The sequence below is a fragment of the Amycolatopsis sp. NPDC000009 genome, assembly GCF_055563465.1.
This window is the reverse complement of record NZ_JBVHDI010000015.1, coordinates 128,932-148,424: the sequence shown is the minus strand read 5'-3', so window position 1 is coordinate 148,424 and position 19,493 is coordinate 128,932. Positions and strand designations below refer to the sequence as shown.

Annotated in this window: 22 protein-coding genes; 16 read left to right on the top strand and 6 right to left on the bottom strand. The window is 69.8% G+C overall.

The window, feature by feature from the left end; translation table 11 throughout:
- Window positions 1-10 precede the first annotated feature (10 nt).
- The 6 genes from dhaK (at window position 11) to ACZ3HL_RS31700 (ending at window position 5,533) form a co-directional block, all read left to right on the top strand.
- Complete coding sequence (dhaK, locus tag ACZ3HL_RS31725; protein ID WP_034308881.1) at window positions 11-1,012, top strand: dihydroxyacetone kinase subunit DhaK; 1,002 nt, start codon at window positions 11-13, stop codon at window positions 1,010-1,012.
- A complete protein-coding gene (dhaL, locus tag ACZ3HL_RS31720; protein ID WP_465535107.1) occupies window positions 1,012-1,635 on the top strand; it encodes a dihydroxyacetone kinase subunit DhaL in 624 nt (207 codons plus the stop codon). The genes dhaK and dhaL overlap by 1 nt, the downstream gene beginning before the upstream one ends.
- Entirely contained in the window at window positions 1,632-2,306 is a 675-nt protein-coding gene (gene dhaM, locus ACZ3HL_RS31715; protein ID WP_465418202.1) for a dihydroxyacetone kinase phosphoryl donor subunit DhaM, read from the top strand. Before dhaL ends, dhaM begins: the two co-directional genes overlap by 4 nt.
- A gap of 219 nt (window positions 2,307-2,525) precedes the next feature.
- A complete protein-coding gene (locus tag ACZ3HL_RS31710) occupies window positions 2,526-4,310 on the top strand; it encodes a 3-hydroxyacyl-CoA dehydrogenase family protein (protein WP_465535106.1) in 1,785 nt (594 codons plus the stop codon).
- 10 nt (window positions 4,311-4,320) lie between these two features.
- Window positions 4,321-4,680: a hypothetical protein gene (locus ACZ3HL_RS31705; protein ID WP_465535105.1), complete on the top strand. Its 360-nt coding sequence runs from the start codon at window positions 4,321-4,323 to the stop codon at window positions 4,678-4,680.
- A 10-nt stretch (window positions 4,681-4,690) separates the two neighbouring features.
- The gene (locus tag ACZ3HL_RS31700) at window positions 4,691-5,533 is read left to right on the top strand and encodes a YwqG family protein (protein WP_465535104.1); all 843 of its coding nucleotides are present in this window, start codon (window positions 4,691-4,693) and stop codon (window positions 5,531-5,533) included.
- Here ACZ3HL_RS31700 and ACZ3HL_RS31695 read toward each other — a convergent pair.
- On the bottom strand, window positions 5,514-5,999 hold the full coding sequence (locus ACZ3HL_RS31695; protein ID WP_465418210.1) for an Lrp/AsnC family transcriptional regulator: 486 nt from the start codon (window positions 5,997-5,999) through the stop codon (window positions 5,514-5,516). The two genes, ACZ3HL_RS31700 and ACZ3HL_RS31695, sit on opposite strands and share 20 nt — an antisense overlap.
- A gap of 58 nt (window positions 6,000-6,057) precedes the next feature.
- Here ACZ3HL_RS31695 and ACZ3HL_RS31690 point away from each other — a divergent pair, with 58 nt between their 5' ends.
- On the top strand, window positions 6,058-7,176 hold the full coding sequence (locus tag ACZ3HL_RS31690) for a trans-sulfuration enzyme family protein (protein WP_465418212.1): 1,119 nt from the start codon (window positions 6,058-6,060) through the stop codon (window positions 7,174-7,176).
- Window positions 7,177-7,236: 60 nt separating this feature from the next.
- Entirely contained in the window at window positions 7,237-7,620 is a 384-nt protein-coding gene (locus ACZ3HL_RS31685) for a DUF6401 family natural product biosynthesis protein (RefSeq protein WP_126732685.1), read from the top strand.
- Window positions 7,621-7,654: 34 nt separating this feature from the next.
- Here ACZ3HL_RS31685 and ACZ3HL_RS31680 read toward each other — a convergent pair whose 3' ends face one another.
- Both ACZ3HL_RS31680 and ACZ3HL_RS31675 read right to left on the bottom strand, forming a co-directional pair.
- Window positions 7,655-8,587 carry a membrane protein gene (locus tag ACZ3HL_RS31680; RefSeq protein ID WP_465418215.1) on the bottom strand — a complete coding sequence of 311 codons (933 nt, stop codon included), beginning with the start codon at window positions 8,585-8,587 and terminating at the stop codon, window positions 7,655-7,657.
- Window positions 8,588-8,686: 99 nt separating this feature from the next.
- Window positions 8,687-8,899: an FmdB family zinc ribbon protein gene (locus tag ACZ3HL_RS31675; protein WP_038508997.1), complete on the bottom strand. Its 213-nt coding sequence runs from the start codon at window positions 8,897-8,899 to the stop codon at window positions 8,687-8,689.
- A 49-nt stretch (window positions 8,900-8,948) separates the two neighbouring features.
- Here ACZ3HL_RS31675 and ACZ3HL_RS31670 point away from each other — a divergent pair, with 49 nt between their 5' ends.
- Entirely contained in the window at window positions 8,949-10,073 is a 1,125-nt protein-coding gene (locus ACZ3HL_RS31670; protein ID WP_465535103.1) for an alkaline phosphatase family protein, read from the top strand.
- Between the two features lie 69 nt (window positions 10,074-10,142).
- Here ACZ3HL_RS31670 and ACZ3HL_RS31665 read toward each other — a convergent pair whose 3' ends face one another.
- Window positions 10,143-10,706 (bottom strand): class I SAM-dependent methyltransferase, encoded by a 564-nt coding sequence (locus ACZ3HL_RS31665; RefSeq protein ID WP_465418587.1) that lies wholly within the window; start codon window positions 10,704-10,706, stop codon window positions 10,143-10,145.
- Between the two features lie 51 nt (window positions 10,707-10,757).
- Here ACZ3HL_RS31665 and ACZ3HL_RS31660 point away from each other — a divergent pair, with 51 nt between their 5' ends.
- Window positions 10,758-11,510: an AraC family transcriptional regulator gene (locus ACZ3HL_RS31660; protein ID WP_465418221.1), complete on the top strand. Its 753-nt coding sequence runs from the start codon at window positions 10,758-10,760 to the stop codon at window positions 11,508-11,510.
- Window positions 11,511-11,730: 220 nt separating this feature from the next.
- Window positions 11,731-12,018 (top strand): hypothetical protein, encoded by a 288-nt coding sequence (locus tag ACZ3HL_RS31655; protein ID WP_125785093.1) that lies wholly within the window; start codon window positions 11,731-11,733, stop codon window positions 12,016-12,018.
- A gap of 1 nt (window position 12,019) precedes the next feature.
- On the opposite strand, the gene ACZ3HL_RS31650 is transcribed toward ACZ3HL_RS31655, so the two are convergent.
- Complete coding sequence (locus ACZ3HL_RS31650) at window positions 12,020-12,520, bottom strand: GNAT family N-acetyltransferase (RefSeq protein ID WP_465535102.1); 501 nt, start codon at window positions 12,518-12,520, stop codon at window positions 12,020-12,022.
- Window positions 12,521-12,560: 40 nt separating this feature from the next.
- On the opposite strand from ACZ3HL_RS31650, the gene ACZ3HL_RS31645 reads away from it, so the two are divergent.
- Complete coding sequence (locus ACZ3HL_RS31645; protein ID WP_465535101.1) at window positions 12,561-13,298, top strand: alpha/beta fold hydrolase; 738 nt, start codon at window positions 12,561-12,563, stop codon at window positions 13,296-13,298.
- A gap of 110 nt (window positions 13,299-13,408) precedes the next feature.
- The gene (locus ACZ3HL_RS31640) at window positions 13,409-14,617 is read left to right on the top strand and encodes a glycosyltransferase (RefSeq protein WP_465535100.1); all 1,209 of its coding nucleotides are present in this window, start codon (window positions 13,409-13,411) and stop codon (window positions 14,615-14,617) included.
- 46 nt (window positions 14,618-14,663) lie between these two features.
- Here the strand turns inward: ACZ3HL_RS31640 and ACZ3HL_RS31635 are convergent, their stop codons facing one another.
- Complete coding sequence (locus ACZ3HL_RS31635) at window positions 14,664-15,500, bottom strand: phosphotransferase (protein ID WP_465535099.1); 837 nt, start codon at window positions 15,498-15,500, stop codon at window positions 14,664-14,666.
- Window positions 15,501-15,635: 135 nt separating this feature from the next.
- Between ACZ3HL_RS31635 and ctaD the strand changes: the two genes are divergently transcribed.
- The 3 genes from ctaD to ACZ3HL_RS31620 all read left to right on the top strand — a co-directional run bounded on the left by ctaD (window position 15,636) and on the right by ACZ3HL_RS31620 (window position 19,486).
- On the top strand, window positions 15,636-17,414 hold the full coding sequence (gene ctaD / locus ACZ3HL_RS31630; protein WP_005165634.1) for an aa3-type cytochrome oxidase subunit I: 1,779 nt from the start codon (window positions 15,636-15,638) through the stop codon (window positions 17,412-17,414).
- Window positions 17,415-17,501: 87 nt separating this feature from the next.
- Window positions 17,502-18,731, top strand: a complete 1,230-nt coding sequence (gene serB / locus ACZ3HL_RS31625; protein WP_465418232.1) for a phosphoserine phosphatase SerB — start codon at window positions 17,502-17,504, stop codon at window positions 18,729-18,731.
- Window positions 18,728-19,486, top strand: coding sequence for a peptidyl-tRNA hydrolase (locus tag ACZ3HL_RS31620; RefSeq protein ID WP_465535098.1), 759 nt, complete (start codon window positions 18,728-18,730; stop codon window positions 19,484-19,486). Before serB ends, ACZ3HL_RS31620 begins: the two co-directional genes overlap by 4 nt.
- The last annotated feature ends 7 nt before the right edge of the window (window positions 19,487-19,493 follow it).

Sequence of the window (19,493 nt, the reverse complement as noted above, 5' to 3'; positions counted from 1 at the left end):
GAGGCCACCCTTGAAGAAGATCATCAACGACCCGAAGACGGTGGTCGCGGAATCCCTGCGCGGGCTCGCCGCGGCGCACGCGGACGTCCTGCGCGTGGAGGACGACCCGGCGCTCGTGGTGCGGGTGGACGCGCCCGTGGCGGGCAAGGTCGCGGTGATCTCCGGCGGCGGCTCCGGCCACGAACCACTGCACGGTGGCTTCGTCGGGCAGGGCATGCTCGCCGCCGCCGTCCCGGGCGCGGTGTTCACCTCGCCGACGCCGGACGCCGTGGAGGCCGCGGTCAAGGCCACCACCGGCGACGCGGGCGCGTTGCTGATCGTGAAGAACTACACCGGCGACGTCCTCAACTTCGAGACCGCCGCGGAACTCGCCGCCGCCGAAGGGCTGGACGTGCGCAGCGTGGTGATCGACGACGACGTCGCGGTCAAGGACTCCACCTACACCGCCGGCCGTCGCGGGGTCGGCGGCACGGTGCTGCTGGAGAAGGTCACCGGTGCCGCCGCCGAACGAGGCGACACACTCGACGCGGTGGAGGCCTTGGCACGCAAGGTGATCGGCCAGGTCCGGTCGATCGGTGTCGCGCTCACCGCGCCGACCGTGCCGCACGCGGGCGAGCCGAGCTTCGACCTCGCCGACGACGAGATCGAGTTCGGCATCGGCATCCACGGCGAGCCCGGTATCGAGCGGACCGCGGTGGTGACGGCCGACGAACTCGTCGCGCGCATGGTGGAAGCGGTGGTCACGGACCTGCCCTTCGCCGAGGGCGACAAGGTCCTGCTGTTCACGAACTCGATGGGCGGGACCCCGCTGGTCGAGCTGTACCTGGCACACGGGATCGCCGAGCGGCTGCTGGCCGAGCGTGGCATCGTGGTCGAACGGCGGCTGGTGGGGCCGTACATCACCAGCCTCGAGATGCAGGGGATGAGCCTGACGTTGCTGAAACTGGACGACGAGCTGACCGAGTTGTGGGACGCGCCGGTGAACACCCCGGCCCTGAGGTGGGGAGTCTGATGGCCTGCACCGCCGAGACGCTCGCCGCCGCCTTGCGGGCGGCGGCCGCCGTGATCGCCGAGCACCGAGCCGAGCTGGTCGACCTCGACCGCGCGATCGGCGACGCCGACCACGGCGAGAACATGGACCGGGGGTTCGGCGCCATCGTGTCCGCTTTGGACACCGCCACGCCCGAAACTCCCGCCGCGGTCGCGAAGCTCGCCGCCACGACGTTGATCTCGAAGGTCGGTGGCGCGGCGGGCCCGTTGTACGGCACGGCGTTCCTGCGCGCGTCGGTCAAGCTGGGCGACGCGGCCGAAGTGGACGGTCCGCTGCTCGTCGAGGCTCTGCGCGCGGCACTCGAAGGAGTGCAGGCGCGCGGCAAGGCCGTCGGGGGAGACGGGACCATGGTCGACGCCCTGATCCCGGCCGTCTCCGCCGCCGAGGAAGCCTCCGGATCCGGCATCGCGGAGATCCTGTCCGCGGCGGCGGACGCCGCGGACAGGGGCGCCGAGTCCACTGTGGAGCTCGTGCCGCGCAAGGGCCGGGCCTCGTACCTCGGCGAGCGGGCCAAGGGCCATATGGATCCCGGTGCCCGTTCGACGGCATTGCTGCTTCGCGCCTTCGCGGAGGCCGCCAAGTGAGCGTCGGAATCGTGCTCGTCTCCCACAGCGCCAAACTCGCCGAAGGGCTCGCGGAACTCGCCGCGCAGATGGCGCCGGACGTCACCATCGCGGCGGCGGGCGGTCTGGCCGACGGCGGGATCGGGACGGACTACGACGAGGTCGTCGCCGCGACCCAGCGCGCCGATTCGGGCGCGGGCGTCGTCCTGCTGTACGACCTCGGCAGCGCGCAGATGACCGCGGAACTGGCCGTCGAATCGCTCGCCGACCCGTCGGCCGCGGTCGTCGTGGACGCGCCGCTGGTCGAAGGCGCGATCGCCGCCGCCGTCGCGGCGCAGGGCGGGGCGGACCGGAAGGCCGTCGCCGAAGCGGCCGCGTCGGCGGGCGCGCCGCCGGACCTGACGTTCGACGGAGGCGCGCAGGACGGCGAGAGCAGTGTCGAACTCACGCTGCGGAACGACGTCGGGCTGCACGCGCGGCCCGCAGCGGTACTGGTCCGGAGCATCGCGGGGCTGGACGCGCAGGTCACCGTGCGGCTCGGCGACGAGACCGCGGACGCCAACAGCGTGCTCGCGCTGATGGCGCTCGGTGCCCGTCAGGGCGACCGGATCGAGGTCCGCGCGAAGGGCGCGCAGGCAGAGGAGGCCCTCACCAAGGTCAAGGACCTCGTCGACCAGAACTTCGGCGAGTGAGCTGAGGCCTCATGCCGTGAAGGCCTCCTTGCCTACCTTGAGGGTAGGGAAGGAGGCCTTCACGGACTTCTCCCCGGCCGCCGGGCGGTAGCAAAGGTCCCTTGCTCCTTCGTCCGCGAGTGACACTTACTCGATTCGGAGGGTGACAGCCGCTGCTTTCCCCGCCCCGGCATGGCACGATCGGAGAAACTACCAGCGAGTAACCTCCGGAGGCCGGTTGTGGCGCGGGAAATCTCGAGTGTGGGAGTCATCGGTCTCGGCACCATGGGTGCCGGGATCGCCGAGGTGCTCGCGCGGAGCGGCGTGTCCGTGGTCGCGGTGGAGATCGACGACGATGGCGTCCACCGCGGCCGGGGTCATCTGGAGCATTCGACCGAACGGGCGGTGACCGGCGGCAAACTCGACGCCGACGGCCGGAGCGCGCTGCTGGACCGGATCCGGTACACCACGTCGCTGGCCGAACTGTCCGATGTGGACCTGGTGATCGAGGCGATCCCGGAGAACCTCGAAGCGAAATCCGACGTGTTCGCCCAGCTGGACAAGATCACCGGCCCGGACACGATCTTCGTCTCGAACACCTCCTCGCTGTCGATCACCGAGATCGGCGTGCACACCGCGCGGCCGGGCAAGGTCGTCGGGATGCACTTCTTCAACCCGGCGCCGATCCTCAAGCTGGTCGAGATCGTCCGCACCGTGGTCACCGAACCCGAGGTGGTCACCGACGTCGTCGCGTTCGCCGAACGCCTCGGCAAGACCCCGGTGGTGATCGGCGACCGCGCCGGATTCATCGCCAACGCCCTGCTCTTCGGGTATCTCAACCACGCCGTGCGGATGTACGAGCAGCGCTACGCCACCCGCGAGGACCTCGACGCGGCGATGCGGTTCGGCTGCGGATATCCCATGGGGCCCTTGGCTTTGCTCGATCTCATCGGGCTGGACACGGCGTACGAGATCCTCGACACGATGTACCACCAATCGCGCAACCGGCTGCACGCGCCGGCGCCGCTGCTGAAGCAGATGATCACCGCCGGGCTGCTCGGCCGGAAGACCGGCCAGGGTTTCTACACCTACGACGAGCCCGATTCGCCGACGGTGACCGATGCCGTCACGAAGTCCACAGCGTCCAAATCGGACACTGTGGTGCCTCGTGAGGTGCGCAAGGTCGGCGTCGTCGGGACCGGCACCATGGCGACGGGCATCGTCGAGGTGTTCGCGAAACGCGGTTACGAGGTCATCCTCCGGGCGCGGAGCGCGGAGAAGGCCGCGGCGTCGGTCGCGCGGGTGAAGAAGTCGCTGGACAAGGCCGTCGTCAAGGGCAAGCTGTCCGAGGAGGACGCCGCCGCCGCGCTCGGCCGGATCTCGCCGGCGGTGGAGTTCGAGGAACTCGCCGACGTCGACCTCGTCGTCGAGGCGGTGGCCGAAGACCTGGCCGTCAAGCAGGCCGTCTTCGCCGCGCTCGACGACGTGGTGAAGCCGGGCGCGGTCCTGGCGACGACCACGTCCTCGCTGCCGGTCATCGAATGCGCGGCCGCCACCTCGCGGCCGTCGGACGTGGTCGGCGTGCACTTCTTCAATCCGGCGCCGGTGATGAAACTCGTCGAGATCGTCTCGACCATCGCCACCGCGCCCGACGTGATCGCGACCGTCGACGCCGTCTGCGCGGCGGCGGGCAAGCATCCCGTGCACTGCGGCGACCGGGCCGGGTTCATCGTCAACGCGCTGCTGTTCCCGTACCTGAACGACGCGGTGAAGATGCTCGAGGCGCACTACGCGGAGGCCGACGACATCGACACCGCGATGAAGGTCGGCTGCGGGTTGCCGATGGGCCCGTTCGAACTGCTCGACGTCGTCGGGCTGGACGTCTCGCTGGCGATCCAGCGGACTCTGTACAACGAGTTCCGCGAGGAGGGCTTCGCGCCAGCGCCGCTGCTGGAACACCTGGTGACCGCCGGACGGCTCGGCCGGAAGACCGGAAAGGGGTTCAAGGACTACTCGGCCCGGTAACTTGGGGGACATGCCGGTTTCCTCGGGGGTCAGGAAGCGGATCAAAGAGCTCCTAGATCCGGACGACGAGATCCACTACGTGTTCCCTGCCGACGTCCTCGGCAGTGCCACTCCCAGCGTGTTCTTCGCGGTGACCCGTAAGACGATCACGGTCCTCACGACCGGGTACCTGAGCCGGAAGACCCCGAAACGGGTCGTCTCGACGACGCTGCGGAACCACCGGATCGGACCGGTCGACACGTCGACCGTCCCGTGGTTCAAGTTCGAGGGCATCGACTACGAGATCGACGACGAGTACATCGCGGTCGTGCACGCCGCCGATGCCGAGATCATGCGGGCAAAACCTGAAGATCCGTTGCCGGACCTCTAAGCTCCCGGGAGTGCGTCAGCTCACCTACGACGGGGTGCCCATCCCCGGTCTGAACGACCTGGTCCGGACGGCCATCCGGCTGCATCCCGCGCCCGGAGTCCCCGGTCCGGACGAAAGCCACTTCGGCGGTCCGCTGCTGTGGCCGTCGGACGAGCCGTGGCCGGAGTGCCCGGTGACCTGGCCGCCCGATCCGGACGCGTCCGACGACGGATGGCGGGCCGGGCATCGGCTCGACGGCCCGGTGCCGGCGATGGTCGGCGCGGCGCAGTTCTTCCGCGACGACTTCCCGGAGCTGCCCTTCCCCGAGGGCACCGACGTCCTGCAGATCCTCTTCTGCCCGATGGAGCACGACAGCCCGCATCACCAGGGGGCAGCGGTCCGGCTGGTCTGGCGTGATTCGGGTGAGGTGCGGGACATCACGGACATCACGGTCCCGCCGCCCGCTCCTGACGGCGCCACGGCCGCCTACCTGCCGGATCCCTGCGTCTTCGAACCGTGCTCGATCGACGAGCTGCCCCGGCTCTGCGACTTCCCGGCGGAGACCCGCGCCGCGCTCGGCATTCCCGAGGGAGCGGGTGACGACCCGGACGGCTGGCCGGAACTGGACCAGTACTCGAAGATCGGCGGCTGGACCGCTTGGGACGCGACCGATCGGTACGAGCTCGGCTGCCGGGAGTGCGGCGCCGAGCTGCGCCAGACGGTCGCGCTGGCCTCGGAGGAGCACGAGGTCGGCTGCGGATGCGAGGTCGCCGAGGGCGAGGCGGCGGGCTGGTCCTTCCGCCGTCAGGGGGTGCTGAACGTCTTCACGTGCCCCGCCGACGTCACGCATCCCTTCAAGGTCCGGATCGACTAGGCGGTAGCAAAGGTCCCCCGCTCCAGTGCTGGAAGACGAGGTTCGTGTGCACCCTGGCGACCTCGTCGCGGGCGGTCAGCTCGTCGAGGACCAGCCGCTGGAGCTCGGTCGCCGACGCGGTGGCGACGTGCGCGAGGAAGTCGTCCGGGCCGGTCAGGTGGTAGACGGCGCGAACCTCGGGCAGGCCCAGCAGATGCTCGACGAACGAGTCGACCAGCGCCCGCCGGTGCGGGCGGACCTGGACGAACAGGAGCGCTTCGAGCGGGCGGCCCAGTTTGGCGGCGTCCACCTCGGCGCGCTGACCGGTGATCACCCCGAGCTCGCGCAGCCGGTTGACGCGGTCGAGACAGGTCGAAGGCGCGACGCCGACCTCGGCCGCGAGATCCTTGTTCGAGATCCGGGCGTCGTTCTGCAGCAGCCGCAGAATACGAAGATCAACCGTGCTCAGTTCGACGGAATCCGACATCGGCGAATGATATCCGAGGATATTGCGGCCAGCCCGGAGAAAACCGCACCATCTGGGTATGACCGCAACGCTGCGTACCCGAGCCGTCCACGCCGGCCGTGACGATCTCACGGACCTCGGCGTCCACGCCGCTCCGCTCGACCTGTCCACGACCTACCCGTCGCGGGACAGTGTCGAGGAGGCGGGCCGCATCGACGAATTCGCCGCCTCGGGCTCGCTGTCCGGGCTCCCGGTCTACGGGCGGCTGAGCAACCCGACCGTCGAACGCTTCGAGAAGGCACTGGCCGAACTCGAAGGATTCGAAGACGCCGTCGCGTTCGCCACCGGCATGGCGGCGGTGTCCGCCTCGCTGCTCGCGGCCGTCGCGCAGGGCAAGCGGCATGTCGTCGCCGTCCGGCCGGTCTACGGCTGCACCGACCACATGCTCACGTCCGGTCTGCTCGGCACCGAGGTGACCTGGGCCGATCCGGAAGGCGTCGAGTCGGCGCTCCGGCCCGACACCGGGCTGGTGCTGCTCGAAACGCCCGCTAACCCGACCCTGCGGGAGGTCGACATCGCCGAGATCGTACGCGCCGCCGGCGAGGTCCCGGTGCTGGTCGACAACACCTTCGCGACCCCCGTGCTCCAGCGGCCGGGACGGCACGGAGCCCGGTTCGTCCTGCACAGCGCGACCAAGTTCCTCGGCGGCCACGGCGACGTCATGGGCGGTGTCGTCGCTTGCAACGCCGCGGACGCGGGAATGTTGCGGCAGATCCGCTTCGCCACCGGAGGCGTGCTGCACCCGCTTGCCGGGTACATGCTGCTTCGCGGCCTTTCGACACTTCCGCTGCGCGTGAACGCCGCGTCCGCGACGGCCGCCGAACTCGTCGAGCGGCTTCGCGGGCACGCGAACGTGAGCGCCGTGCACTACCCGGCCGTCGGCGGCCCGCTGATCGCGTTCGAGGTCGAAGGGGATCCGCACGCGCTCATCGGCGCGGTCCGCCTGATCACGCCTGCCGTCAGCCTCGGCAGCGTGGACTCGCTCATCCAGCATCCCGCCTCGATCAGCCACCGGATCGTCGCCGAGGACGACCGGCGCGGCGCGGGGGTCACCGACCGGCTCATCCGCATGTCGGTGGGGCTGGAGGACGTCGAGGACCTGTGGCACGACCTGGATCAGGCCCTCAAGACCTGCTGAATTCTGCGATCGTCATCACCGGGATGTCGACAAATCGTCCGGCCTGGCTAACCTGGTCGGGTGAAAGATCTGGTCTCGTCCTGGGTGGAATCTTCGGCTCGTAGCACGCTTTCCCGGCTGCACCAGCAGATCGGTGTCGCCGGGCTGGCCGCCGCGGCGGCCGTGCCCGGGCTGTCGGCCGTCTTCGATCAGCACTCCGCCGCCGTGCGGGACATCCTCGCGGCGGGGGTCGAAGGTTCGGCGGCGGTCGCCGGGGTCGTCCTTCTTGCCGGCTACACGCGCGGGCTGCTCGACGAGGCGAAGACCAAGGGGTGGACGTTCCGCATCCCGGCCGATCTGTCCGCCTGGACCACCAGCGACTGGATGACCGCGCGGCTGGTCGGCGTGTGTTCGCTGGCCGCCTCGATGGACGACCGGCGGACCCAGCCGACCGGGAACGGGTAGGGCGGCCGGACGCCCCACCCGCTCCCGTGGAAGGTCAGCGGTACTCCGGCGGAGGGGGCATGTTTCCACCAGGGGGCCGCTGGCCGGGATCCTGGTGCTGCGGCACCTGACCCTGGCTGGGCGGGAACTGCTGGTGCGGCGTCGGCTGCTGACCCATCCTGTCCGGGTCGGCCGCGTGGTGCCCGGCGGACACCGGCTGGTGGACCGTCGTCCGCTCCGCGGGCACCTCGCCCGAGCGTCCGGCGTCCTCACGTCCGCGCTGGTAGGCCTCGGCCTGCGCCTTCGCGGCGGGGATCTCCGCCTCGGCCCGGCCGAGCCAGGTCTCCCAGCGCTGCTGCATCGGCTTGATGAGACCACCGCCGACACCGACGACGGCGATACCGCCGACCGTGGCGAGCACGGCGATCAGCACCGGCATCGTGACCGCGGTGGCCACGCCGATCTGGTTCAGCGCGGCGATCGCGCCGAGGCCCCAGATGAACACCGAGGCGATGGTGGCGAGCACCTTGCCGTAGGAGACGCCGCCGAGGGCGTTGCCGATCAGGTCCTTGACCGCCTTGGCGACCGCACCGGCGATCACCACGATGACGATCGCGACGATGGCACGCGGCAGCCACGCGACGATGTCGTTGAGCAGCGCGCTCACCGGGTTCGGGCCGAACACGCCGAACGCGAACTGCAGGGCGATCAGCAGGATCGCGTAGTAGACGATCTTGCTGATGATGCCCGAAGCGTCGAACTGGCTGCGCGCGAGCATCTGTTTGAAGCCCCCGCGTTCGAGGAGCCGGTTGAACCCGACCTTCTCGAGCACCATGCTCACGGCCTTCGAGAGCGCCTTGGCGATCAGCCAGCCGATGAACAGGATGACCAGGAACGCGAGCAGTTTCGGGACGAAGGTGGCGACCGAACTCCAGGCGCTCGACACGCCCTGACCGAAGTCGACGGCCGCCAGTGCTGATGTGGCCACTGGACTTTCTCCCTTCCCACCACTGGAGCTTCCAGACTGGTGGGAAGGGGGTACCCGCCATTCGGGCGATCACACGTTGCGCCACCCGAACGGGTGGGATCAGCTGCAGCAGCCTCCGCCGCAGCAACCGCCTCCACCTGCGGGAACGGGGGCGGGACCGGAGGCCGACCCGGTCAGCGCGACGGTCGTCAGCAACTTGACGGTGTCCTGGTGGCCCTCCGGGCACGGCGCGGGCGCACCGGACTCGCTCATCGGCCGCAGCAGTTCGAAGGTTCCGGCGCATTCGCGGCAGCGGTAGGCGTAAGTCGGCATTCCGGCATTATCCCATCTCCTCCGGCCGCCGGGATGGCAAGCTGGCCGGGTGGAACTGCCTGTCGCGGCGCATGTGCCGCACCTCGGCCAAGTGGTCCCGTCCGTGCTTTCCGCCCTCGGCGCCGACGGGTTCGCGAACTCGCTGAGCCTGGCGGAGGCGTCCAGTGCCTGCGTCCTGCTCATCGACGGTCTCGGCTGGGAACTGCTGGCCGGACACGCCGTCGACGCTCCCGTGCTCACCCAGCTGGCGAAGTCACCGCTACGGGTCGGTTTCCCGGCGACGACGGCGGCCGGTCTCGGCGCGATCGGCACCGGGCTGGCGTCGGGGGAGCACGGCCTGGTCGGCTACAGCTTCGAGGTGCCGGGCACCGGCGTCCTGAACGCGCTGCGCTGGAGCAGCCACGTGGACGGCGGCGATCTCCGCGGCGCGCTGCCGCCGCGGGAGGTGCAGCCGCTGCCGACGACGTTCGAACGCGCGGCGGCCGCCGGGATCACGACGAGCGTGGTGTCTTCGGCGAAGTTCGCCGACACCGCGCTCACCCGCGCGACGCAGTCCGGTGCGCGTTACGTGGGTGTCCACGCGCTCGGCGACCTGGCCGCCTGCGTCCTGCACTGTCTCGAAGCGCGGCCCGCGTTCTGCTGGGGCTACCACAGCGAACTCGACATGCTGGGCCATGTCTACGGGCCGGGGTCGGTGCCGTGGCGGATGCAGCTGCGGCAGGTCGACCGGCTGGTGGAGTCCATTGTGGACGGGCTGCCGGCCGGGGCACTCCTCGCGGTGGTGGCCGACCACGGCATGGTGACCGTCGAGGGCGCTCTCGACATCGACGAGACCCCCGCGCTGCTCGGTGGCGTCCGGGCGATCGGGGGCGAGGTCCGGGCGCGGCACGTCTACAGCGAATCGGGCGCGGAGGCCGACGTCCTGGCGGCCTGGCGCGAAGTGATCGGTGAGCGGGCGTGGATCCTCCCGCGCGACGAGGCCATCGAGGCCGGCTGGTTCGGACCGGTCTCCGACCGGGTGCGCCCGCGTATCGGCGACGTCGTCGTGGCGTCGAAGGGACGGTTCGGGCTCGTGCGGGAGCTGGCGGAGGCCGTCGAGTCCTCCCTGGTCGGCCAGCACGGCTCGCTGACTCCGGCCGAACAACTCGTCCCGCTGGTCCTCGCGCGCGGCTGACCCTCTGCATTTCGTCCTCTGGGTGCGGTCCTTGCGCGTGCAACTACCGCATCCAGAGGACGAAATGCGTCAGGAGGGCTTCCTGGCCGAGAACTTCACGGAGCGCTTGGGCACGTGCTCGACCTGGATGTCGGCGAAGCCGGCGTCGGTGAGCCGGGGCCAGAGCGAAACCGGGTCGAGCGCGTTCATCGTGTCGCCGATGTGGAGCAGCCGGAACGGCAGGCTCTCCAGGCTGTCGATCGCGCGAAGGACACCGCCCGGCCGGAGCACGCGGAACGCCTCGGCGAAGATCGAGTCCTGCAGCGCCGTCGTCGGCACGTGGTGCAGCATCGTGAAACAGACGACCGCCGAGAACTCGCCGTCTTCGAAGGGCAGCGCCGCTCCGTCGCCCTGGACGATCCGCACCCGGCCGTCGAACTCCCGTTTGAGGAGGTCCGCCGACGCTTCGTCGATCTCGACGGCCGTGAGCCGGGGGACGAGCCCGGCGAGCGCGCGGGTGGTCGCGCCGAAGCCCGGGCCGATCTCCAGTACGGAGTCGCCGAGGTCGAAGCCGGCGACGTTGCCCGGCATCTCGTGGGCGACGGCCTTCGCCCACAGCGCGGAACTGCAGAGTTTGCGGTGCACCAGGTTCATCGGCATGAATCCGAAGCTAGCCGTGACCGGTAGGCGATAGGCTGCCAAGTGATGTCGCAAATCGGACTTCTGCCGCCGATGTCGACGGCGATGGTGCTCGGCGAGATGGACCTGCCCGCGGGCACCTGGCTCCCGTGGCACGAGCACGACGGCCACCAGCTCGCCTGGGCGGCCCGGGGGATCTTGAGCGTGAACGTCGGCGAGCGGTACTGGGTGCTGCCGCCGACGCGGGCGCTCTGGATCCCGGCGGGCGTCGTCCACCGGACCGGCGCCACCGCGCAGACCGTGCTGCGGGGGATCTACGCCGCCCGCGACCGATGCCCGGTGCGCTGGCCGGAACCCACGCTCGTCGCCGTCCGCCCGCTGCTGCGGGAGCTGCTGGACCACCTCGGCGCCGCAGACCTCGGCGACGACGCGCGCCGCCGGGCCGAGGCCGTCGCCTTCGACCTGCTCGAACCGGTGGACGTCGTGCCGATCGCCGTGCCGATGCCGTCCGACGGACGTGCGCTGACCGTGGCGCGAGCGGTGATCGCCGATCCGGCCGACCGCCGCGGCCTCGCGGACTTCGCCCGCGACGCGGGCGCGAGCGAACGCACCCTCGCGCGCCTCTTCCTGACCGAGTGCCGTACGACGTTCGGTGCGTGGCGGGTGCAGGCACGGCTGCGCGCGTCCTTGCCGCTGCTGGCGGAGGGTATGCCGCTGACCGCGGTCTCCCGCCGGATCGGCTACTCCTCGCCGAGCGCGTTCGTCGCCGCCTTCCGCCGGGCGGTCGGGGTGACGCCGGGGGCCTACTTCGGCGGCTGACCCCGCGTGTTACGCCTTCCGTCACGCGAGTTACGCCTCCAATCACGCGAGTTACGCCTGCGATCACGCGTGATCGGACGGACGACACACGTGATCGAATGGACGACACACGTGATCGGACGGACGACACGTGTGATCAGACGGACGACACGCCGATGGCACGCGACCGGACGCCGAGCGAGCGGGATCACCCGGCATCCGGCCGTATACCGTTTCGGGCGTGCCACGACGTAACCGGCCCGAACGCGGTGGACGCCCCGACCTCGGCGCGTCGACCGGCTGGGCGCGCTCCGAATCCGCCGCCGACGGCGACTGGCTGGTGCGCACCGTGCCCGGCGCGCAGGCCACCAAGGATTACCGCTGCCCCGGTTGCGACCACGAGATCCGGCAGGGGACCCCGCATGTGGTCGCCTGGCCGGCCGACGACACCGGCGGGGTCGCCGACCGCCGTCATTGGCACAAGGCGTGCTGGAGCGCGCGATCCCGGCGTCGTCCCGGACGCTGGTGACTCAGCGCCTCATGTGCAGTGACGGCGCGCCTTCGAATTCCTCCTCCGTGTGGATCTTGAAGCCGAGCCGCTCGGCGACCCGGATCGACGGTTCGTTGGACACCATGATGTTGGCGATCACCGGGACCTCGGGGATCTCCCGCTCGGCCCACTCGACGACGGCGGCCGCCATCTCCGTCGCGTAGCCGTTGCCCCAGGCGAACGGCCAGAAGCGGTACGCGAGGTTCAGCACGCGCTCGCCGTTCCATTCGTGATACCGGACGCCGCCGAAACCGACGATCACCTCGGGATCGTCCAGAGCGGACACCGCGAGGTAACCGAACCCGTTCTCGGCCCACTGCTTCATCCAGGCGTCGTACAGCTCCCGCGCGCCCTCGACGGTGTGCGGCACGACGTTGAACTTGTTGGTCTCCGGATCGGCCTGCAGCGCGACGATGTTCTCGCGGTCCGCCTCGCGCAGCCTCCGCAGCAGCAACCTCTCCGTCTTGATCTCTGTCAGCACGGATCTGACGGTAGCGCCAGGGTGCGACAGAATTATCGCCATGAAGGATCTCCCGCTGGTACTGCTGCACGCCTTCCCCGTCGACGCCCGCATGTGGGACGCGGTCCGCGCGCCGCTCTCGGAACGCCTGCGGCTGATCACCCCCGACCAGCGCGGCCTCGGCCGCAGCCCGCTGCCCGAAACCGACCGGGAACCGGACCTGGCCGACGCCGCCCGCGACGTCGTGGCGCTGCTCGACCGGCTCGGCCTCGACAAGGTCGTCCTCGGCGGCTGCTCGATGGGCGGCTACCTGACGATGGCGGTGTTGCGCCTGGCGCCGGAACGGGTGGGCGGGCTCGTGTTCATCGACACGAAGGCGACCGCCGACGCTCCCGAAGCCGCGCGGGCCCGGCACGACGTCGCGGCCAGGGTGGAAGCGGAAGGCACCGGATGGATGCCCGAAGCCGTCACGCCCGGATTGCTCGCCGAAAAGGCCCGCCCCGAAGTGGCCGGACAGCTTCGCGAACTGATCACGTCGCAGCCGCCGTCCGGTGTGGCGTGGGCCGCGCGTGCGATGGCGGCGCGGCCCGATTCGCTCGAAACGCTGCGTTCGGCGGACGTGCCGGCGCTGGTCGTGGTCGGCGAAGAGGACGGGCTGACTCCGCTGGCGGAGGCGAACACCCTGGTGGAAGCGCTGCCGGACGCGACGTTGGTCGTATTGCCGGAGGCCGGGCATCTGACGCCGCTGGAGGATCCGGCCGGAGTCGTCGAAGCGATTTCGGGCTGGTACCCCGCGTAAGAAACGTTTCCCTCGCCCCTTCCAAGGTATAGCGGACCCCGGGGCTTGCGGCAAGCCCCCATTCCCGGGCCACAATTCGTGCCTTCACGTTTTGCCGAAGGGGGATTCCCATGCGTGTACTCCTGTCCACTATCGGGACGAGGGGTGAGGTGCGGCCGCTGGTGGCCTTGGCGGTGCGATTGCGGGAACTCGGCCAGGAAGTCCGGCTTTGCGCACCGCCCGATTTCCGTGACTGGGCCGAAGGTCTCGGGATTCCTTTCGCGTCGCTGGGGCCGGAACTCCGGTCGACCGCGAAGCCGGATTCCGCCATGACCAAGGCGATGGCCACACCCGAGGGGCGGCGCGCGATGGCCGAAGCCATGGTCGTCGGCCAATTCCAGACGATGCCGGAGGTGGCCGAAGACTGTGACGCCGTCGTCGCGGGAATGGCCTTGAACATCGCCGCCCATTCGGTGGCCGAGCGAAAAGGGATTCCTTATTTCTTCACCGCCTATTGCCCGATGACGCTGCCTTCACTGCATCATCGGCCGCCCGTTTTCCCGGGCTGGGCGCCGAAGAATCCCGATGTCGCCATCCCGGCCTTGTGGGCCGACGACGCGGAACGGTGGAACGGGCACTGGGGCGGCGTGCTGAACGCGCAGCGGGAAAGGCTCGGTCTCCCGCCGGTCGACGACGTCCGCGGGCATGTCTTCACCGAGTCGCCGTGGCTGGCCGCCGATCCGGTGCTGGCGCCCTGGCGGGGTCCGTCGGCGCTCGACGTGCACCAGACCGGCGCCTGGATCCTGCCGGACCACAGTCCGTTGTCCCCGGAGTTGGCGGCGTTCCTCGACGACGGGGAACCTCCGGTCTACTTCGGGTTCGGGAGCATCCGTGCCCCGGAGGAGATCGCGAAGGCGATGATCGAGTCGGCGCGGGCGCACGGGCGGCGGGCGATCGTGTTCCGCGGCTGGACCGAACTGGCGTTGATCGACGACGAACCCGATTGCCTCGCCATCGGGGACGTCAACCAGCAGGCGCTCTTCCCGAGGGTCGCGGCGGTCGTGCACCACGGTGGCGCCGGCACGACGACGGCGGCGACGCGGGCCGGGGTGCCTCAGGTGCTCGTCCCGCAGATGTTCGATCAGCCCTACTTCGCGCAGCGGGTCGGAGAACTCGGGGTGGGGACGTCGATCACCGGTGAGCCCTCCGCCGAGGCACTGACGCTCGCTCTGGGCGAGGTGCTGCGCCCCGGCGTCGAGGAGCGGGCGCGTCAGGTCGGCGGTGAGGTGCGGACGGACGGCGTCGACGTGGCGGCCGAGCTCCTGATCTCCCGCGTTTAGTCCTCTCGATGCGGTACTTGCGCGTGCAAGGACCGCATTCAGAGGACTAAATGCGGGAGAAGTAGCGCTCCAGGGCGGCTTCGGCCTCGGGGAGCCGCTCCGGGAAGCGCTGGGCGATCACGAACCGCCAGGGGACCTCGAACAACCGCCGCAACGCGATGAACGGCTCCAGCGACGAGGGCGCCACATCGGCCGGGTACGCGTCCAAGGTCTCGTGCCCGGCCTCCGCGAAGAGCACGCCGAGGTCCCAGCCGAGCGGCCCCCGCCAGGTGTCCTCGAAGTCGAGCCAGCACGGCCCGGCCGCCGTCGCGACGACGTTCCCCCGATGGGCGTCACCGTGCAGTGGCCGCGGTTCGGTGTCCGGCAGCGCGGCCGCCACTCGCTCGAGTTCGTCGTACAACCGGGGTGCCGCGCCGCCCAGGAGGGCACCGTGCCGGTCGAGCAACGTCCGGAGTTCACGGACCGGCCCGAGTTCGGGCAGTTCACCGGGGTAGTCCGCGAGCGCGTCGTGCACCCGGGCGAGCGAATGCGCCACCTCGCGCGGCGACAGCGTGTGCCCCGGCTCGTGCGGCGTGTAGTGCCAGAGAGTGACCGGGAGGCCGTCGGCGAAATGCGGTCCTGCCGGGGGATCCGTGGTGGGTGAGACGACGAGCACACCACGTTCCGTGAGGTACTTAGACAGCTCGACGTCGCGCCTGAGCCAGTCCTCGGGTGCGGCCCGCGCGAAGCGCGTCGTGCCGGGCACCCGCGCCACCACCGGACCCAGTCTCACCAGCACGTTCGACTTGAAATGCAGGACTTCGGGAGCGACGGCCGGCAGCCCGTACCGGGCCCCGACGGCGACGGCCGCGGCCACTCCCGCACGGGTGTGTTCGTCGGTCACGGCGCGATCTTGCCAGCCGGTGCGCGCGACTGTCGGTAGTGAGGGCTACGATCCCCACTAGCCGCCGGAGTGGGTCCCGAACCCGCCCGGCGACCGCAAATTGACCACCACAAGGTTTGAGTGTTGGAGGCAGGAGTGACGGCCGTAGCCCCCAAGCCGATCGCCACGCGCCCGTATCCCGCGCGCGAGTCGGTTAAGGGTTCGTACCTGCTGCGGTTGTTCCGCACGACGGACCACAAGCAAATCGGCATCATGTACCTGGTCACGTCGTTCGCCTTCTTCATGGTGGGCGGCGCGATGGCGATGCTGATCCGCTCCGAGCTGGCGCGTCCCGGGCAGCAGTTCCTTTCGCAGGAGCAGTACAACCAGCTGTTCACCATGCACGGCACGATCATGCTGCTGCTGTACGCGACGCCGATCCTGTTCGGCTTCGCGAACTTCGTGCTGCCGCTGCAGATCGGTTCGCCCGACGTCGCCTTCCCGCGGCTGAACGCGTTCTCGTACTGGCTGTACCTCTTCGGCGGCCTGATCGTGATGTCCGGCTTCCTGACCCCGGGTGGCGCCGCCGACTTCGGCTGGTTCGCCTACACCCCGCTGTCGGACGCCATCCACTCGCCCGGCGTCGGCGCCGACCTGTGGATCTCCGGTCTGGTCGTGTCCGGTCTCGGCACCATCCTCGGTGGCGTCAACATGATCACCACGGTGGTCTGCCTGCGCGCCCCGGGTATGACGATGTACCGGATGCCGATCTTCACCTGGAACATCCTGGTCACCAGCATCCTGATCCTGCTGGCGTTCCCGATCCTGACCGCGGCGCTGATGGGCCTGCTGGCGGACCGGCATCTCGGGGCGCACGTGTTCGACCCCGCGAACGGCGGCGTGATCCTCTGGCAGCACCTGTTCTGGTTCTTCGGCCATCCAGAGGTCTATATCGTCGCGCTACCGTTCTTCGGGATCGTGTCGGAGATCTTCCCGGTCTTCAGCCGCAAGCCGATCTTCGGGTACAAGGGCCTGGTCTGGGCGACGCTGGCGATCGCCGCGCTGTCGGTGGCCGTGTGGGCGCACCACATGTACGCGACCGGCGCCGTGCTGCTGCCGTTCTTCTCCTTCATGACCTTCCTGATCGCGGTCCCGACCGGCGTGAAGTTCTTCAACTGGATCGGCACGATGTGGAAGGGCCAGCTGTCCTTCGAGACGCCGATGATCTTCTCGATGGGCTTCATCGTCACGTTCCTCTTCGGCGGTCTGACCGGCATCATGCTGGCCGCGCCGGCGATCGACTTCCACGTGTCCGACAGTTACTTCGTCGTCGCGCACTTCCACTACGTGCTCTACGGCACGATCGTGTTCGCCACGTTCGCCGGGATCTACTTCTGGTTCCCGAAGATCACCGGCCGCATGATGGACGAGAAGCTCGGCAAGTGGCACTTCTGGACCACGTTCATCGGCTTCCACGCCACGTTCCTGGTGCAGCACTGGCTCGGCGCCGAAGGCATGCCGCGCCGGTACGCGGACTACCTGCAGTCCGACGGGTTCACCACGTTGAACACGATCTCCACGATCGGCGCGTATATCCTCGGTGCCTCGACGCTGCCGTTCATCTGGAACGTCTTCAAGAGCTACCGGTACGGCGAGATCGTCACGGTGGACGACCCGTGGGGCTACGGCAACTCGCTCGAATGGGCGACGTCCTGCCCGCCGCCGCGGCACAACTTCACCGAGCTGCCGCGGATCCGGTCCGAGCGGCCGGCGTTCGAGCTGCACTACCCGCATATGGTGGAGCGCATCCACAAGGAGGGTGAGATCGGCTTCTTCGGGAAGCAGAAGGTCAACACCCACCGCGCGCCGTCCCAGGTGCTCACCGAGGCGGCCATGCCGGGTGACCACTCCAAGGACAACTCCAGCGAGAAGTGACCCGATAAGCGGAATCGGCGCGTGCCTTGCCTCACACAGGGGCAAGGCACGCGCCATTTTTTTGCCTGGCTGAGGGAGACTGACCCCGTGACGCAGACACCAGTTCTCATCACCACGACCGGTCCCGACAAGCCGGGTGTGTCCTCGGTGCTGTTCGCCGTGCTGTCGCGCCACGACGTCGACGTCCTCGACGTCGAGCAGGTCGTCATCCGCGGTCAGCTGGTGCTCGGCGTGCTCGCCGGCGTGTACCGCGACCCGGAGGGCCTGCAGGAGTACGTCGAGCAGGCGATGGCCTCGGTCGGGATGCAGGTCGAGGTGAAGATCGGCTCGGCCATCGGCGCCGACCCGTTCGCCATCGGGCAGAAGGACTCGACGCATGTCCTGCTGATGCTCGGCCGCCCGGTGACCGCGCGGGCGTTCTCCGATGTCGCGCGCCGCCTCGCCGCGCTGGACGTCAACATCGACTCGATCCGCAGCGTCGCCGACTACCCGGTGACCGGGCTGGAGCTGTACGCCTCGCTCGCCCAGGACACCCCGGAGGCCGACGCCGCGCTGCGCACCGCGCTGGCGGACGCCGCCGTCGAGGCCGGGATCGACATCTCGGTCGAGCGGGCCGGGCTCGCCCGCCGCGCCAAGCGGCTGGTCGTCTTCGACGTCGACTCCACGCTCATCCAAGGCGAGGTCATCGAGATGCTCGGCGCGCACGCCGGCGTCGAACCGCAGGTCCGTGAGATCACCGAGGCCGCGATGCGCGGCGAGCTGAACTTCGGCGAGTCGCTGGAGCGCCGGGTCGCGCTGCTGGAGGGGCTTCCGGAGACGGTGCTGGACGAGGTCGCCGCGTCCATCGAGCTCACCCCGGGCGCGCGCACGACCATTCGCACGCTGAAGCGCATGGGCTTCCGCTGTGGCGTCGTTTCGGGTGGTTTCACCAAGATCATCCAGTCCCTCGTGGACGACCTCGGCCTCGACTTCGCCGCCGCGAACGAACTCGAAGTGGTCGACGGCAAGCTCACCGGCCGGGTGGTCGGCGAGATCGTCGACCGTGCGGGCAAGGCGACGGCGCTGCGCCGGTTCGCCGAGGAGTACGAGATCTCGCTGGAGCAGTGTGTCGCCGTCGGCGACGGGGCGAACGACATCGACATGCTGTCGGTCGCCGGAATGGGTGTCGCCTTCAACGCGAAGCCCGCGCTGCGCGAGGTCGCCGACACCGCGCTCTCCCACCCGTACCTCGACGCCGTGCTGTTCCTGCTCGGCGTCACCAGGGGCGAGATCGAGGCGGCCGACGCGGCCGACGGTCTCGAGCTTTCCCGGCCATGAGCGTTCTGGATCCGCTGGCCGCGCGCTACGCGTACTGGCTGGGACTGCCCGCCGAAGACACGGAAGACACCTCGGACGAGGATCCCGCCGAGGTCCGGGCCATGCCGGTGATCCTGCGGATGGAACGGGCCGAACCGCCGTCGCGGACGGGGTTGCTGGAGGCCGCCGCGGCCGCCGCGGCCGCAGTCTGCCTCGACGAACGCGCCTTGCCCGAAGGCGAATGGCACGACCCGCTCAAGGCCTGGGTCGACGGCCGGATCCGCAAGGTCGCCCGGCGGGCGCGCGGCGCGCACTGGCGAGCGGTCCAGGAACTGCCGGGGATCACGATCGAGGTCGACGGCGCCGAGGCGCGGGCCTTGCTTCCCTGCCGCGTCGTCGAGACGCCGAAGGAGGTCTCGCGGCTGCAGATCTCCGGGAGCGAACTCCCGGCCGACGAGCCGGGTCCCACGCCGGACGGTGTCCCGCGGCTGCTGCTGAACCCCGAGGTCTCGATGACCGTCGGCAAGGGGGCGGCTCAGGTCGGGCATGCGACGATGATCCTCGCCGCACTGCTGGACGAGGCCGAACGGGCGGCCTGGGCCGAGACCGGGTTCCGGTGCTCGGTGCGGACACCGCCGGTCGCGACCTGGAAGGCGCTTTGCCCGGTCGAGGATCCCGAAGGCTCGTGGCGCCGTGATGGTGCCGTCGCGGTCCGGGACGCCGGATTCACCGAAGTCGATCCCGGAACAGTCACGGTCATAGCCCAAAGGGCTTAGCCTCCTA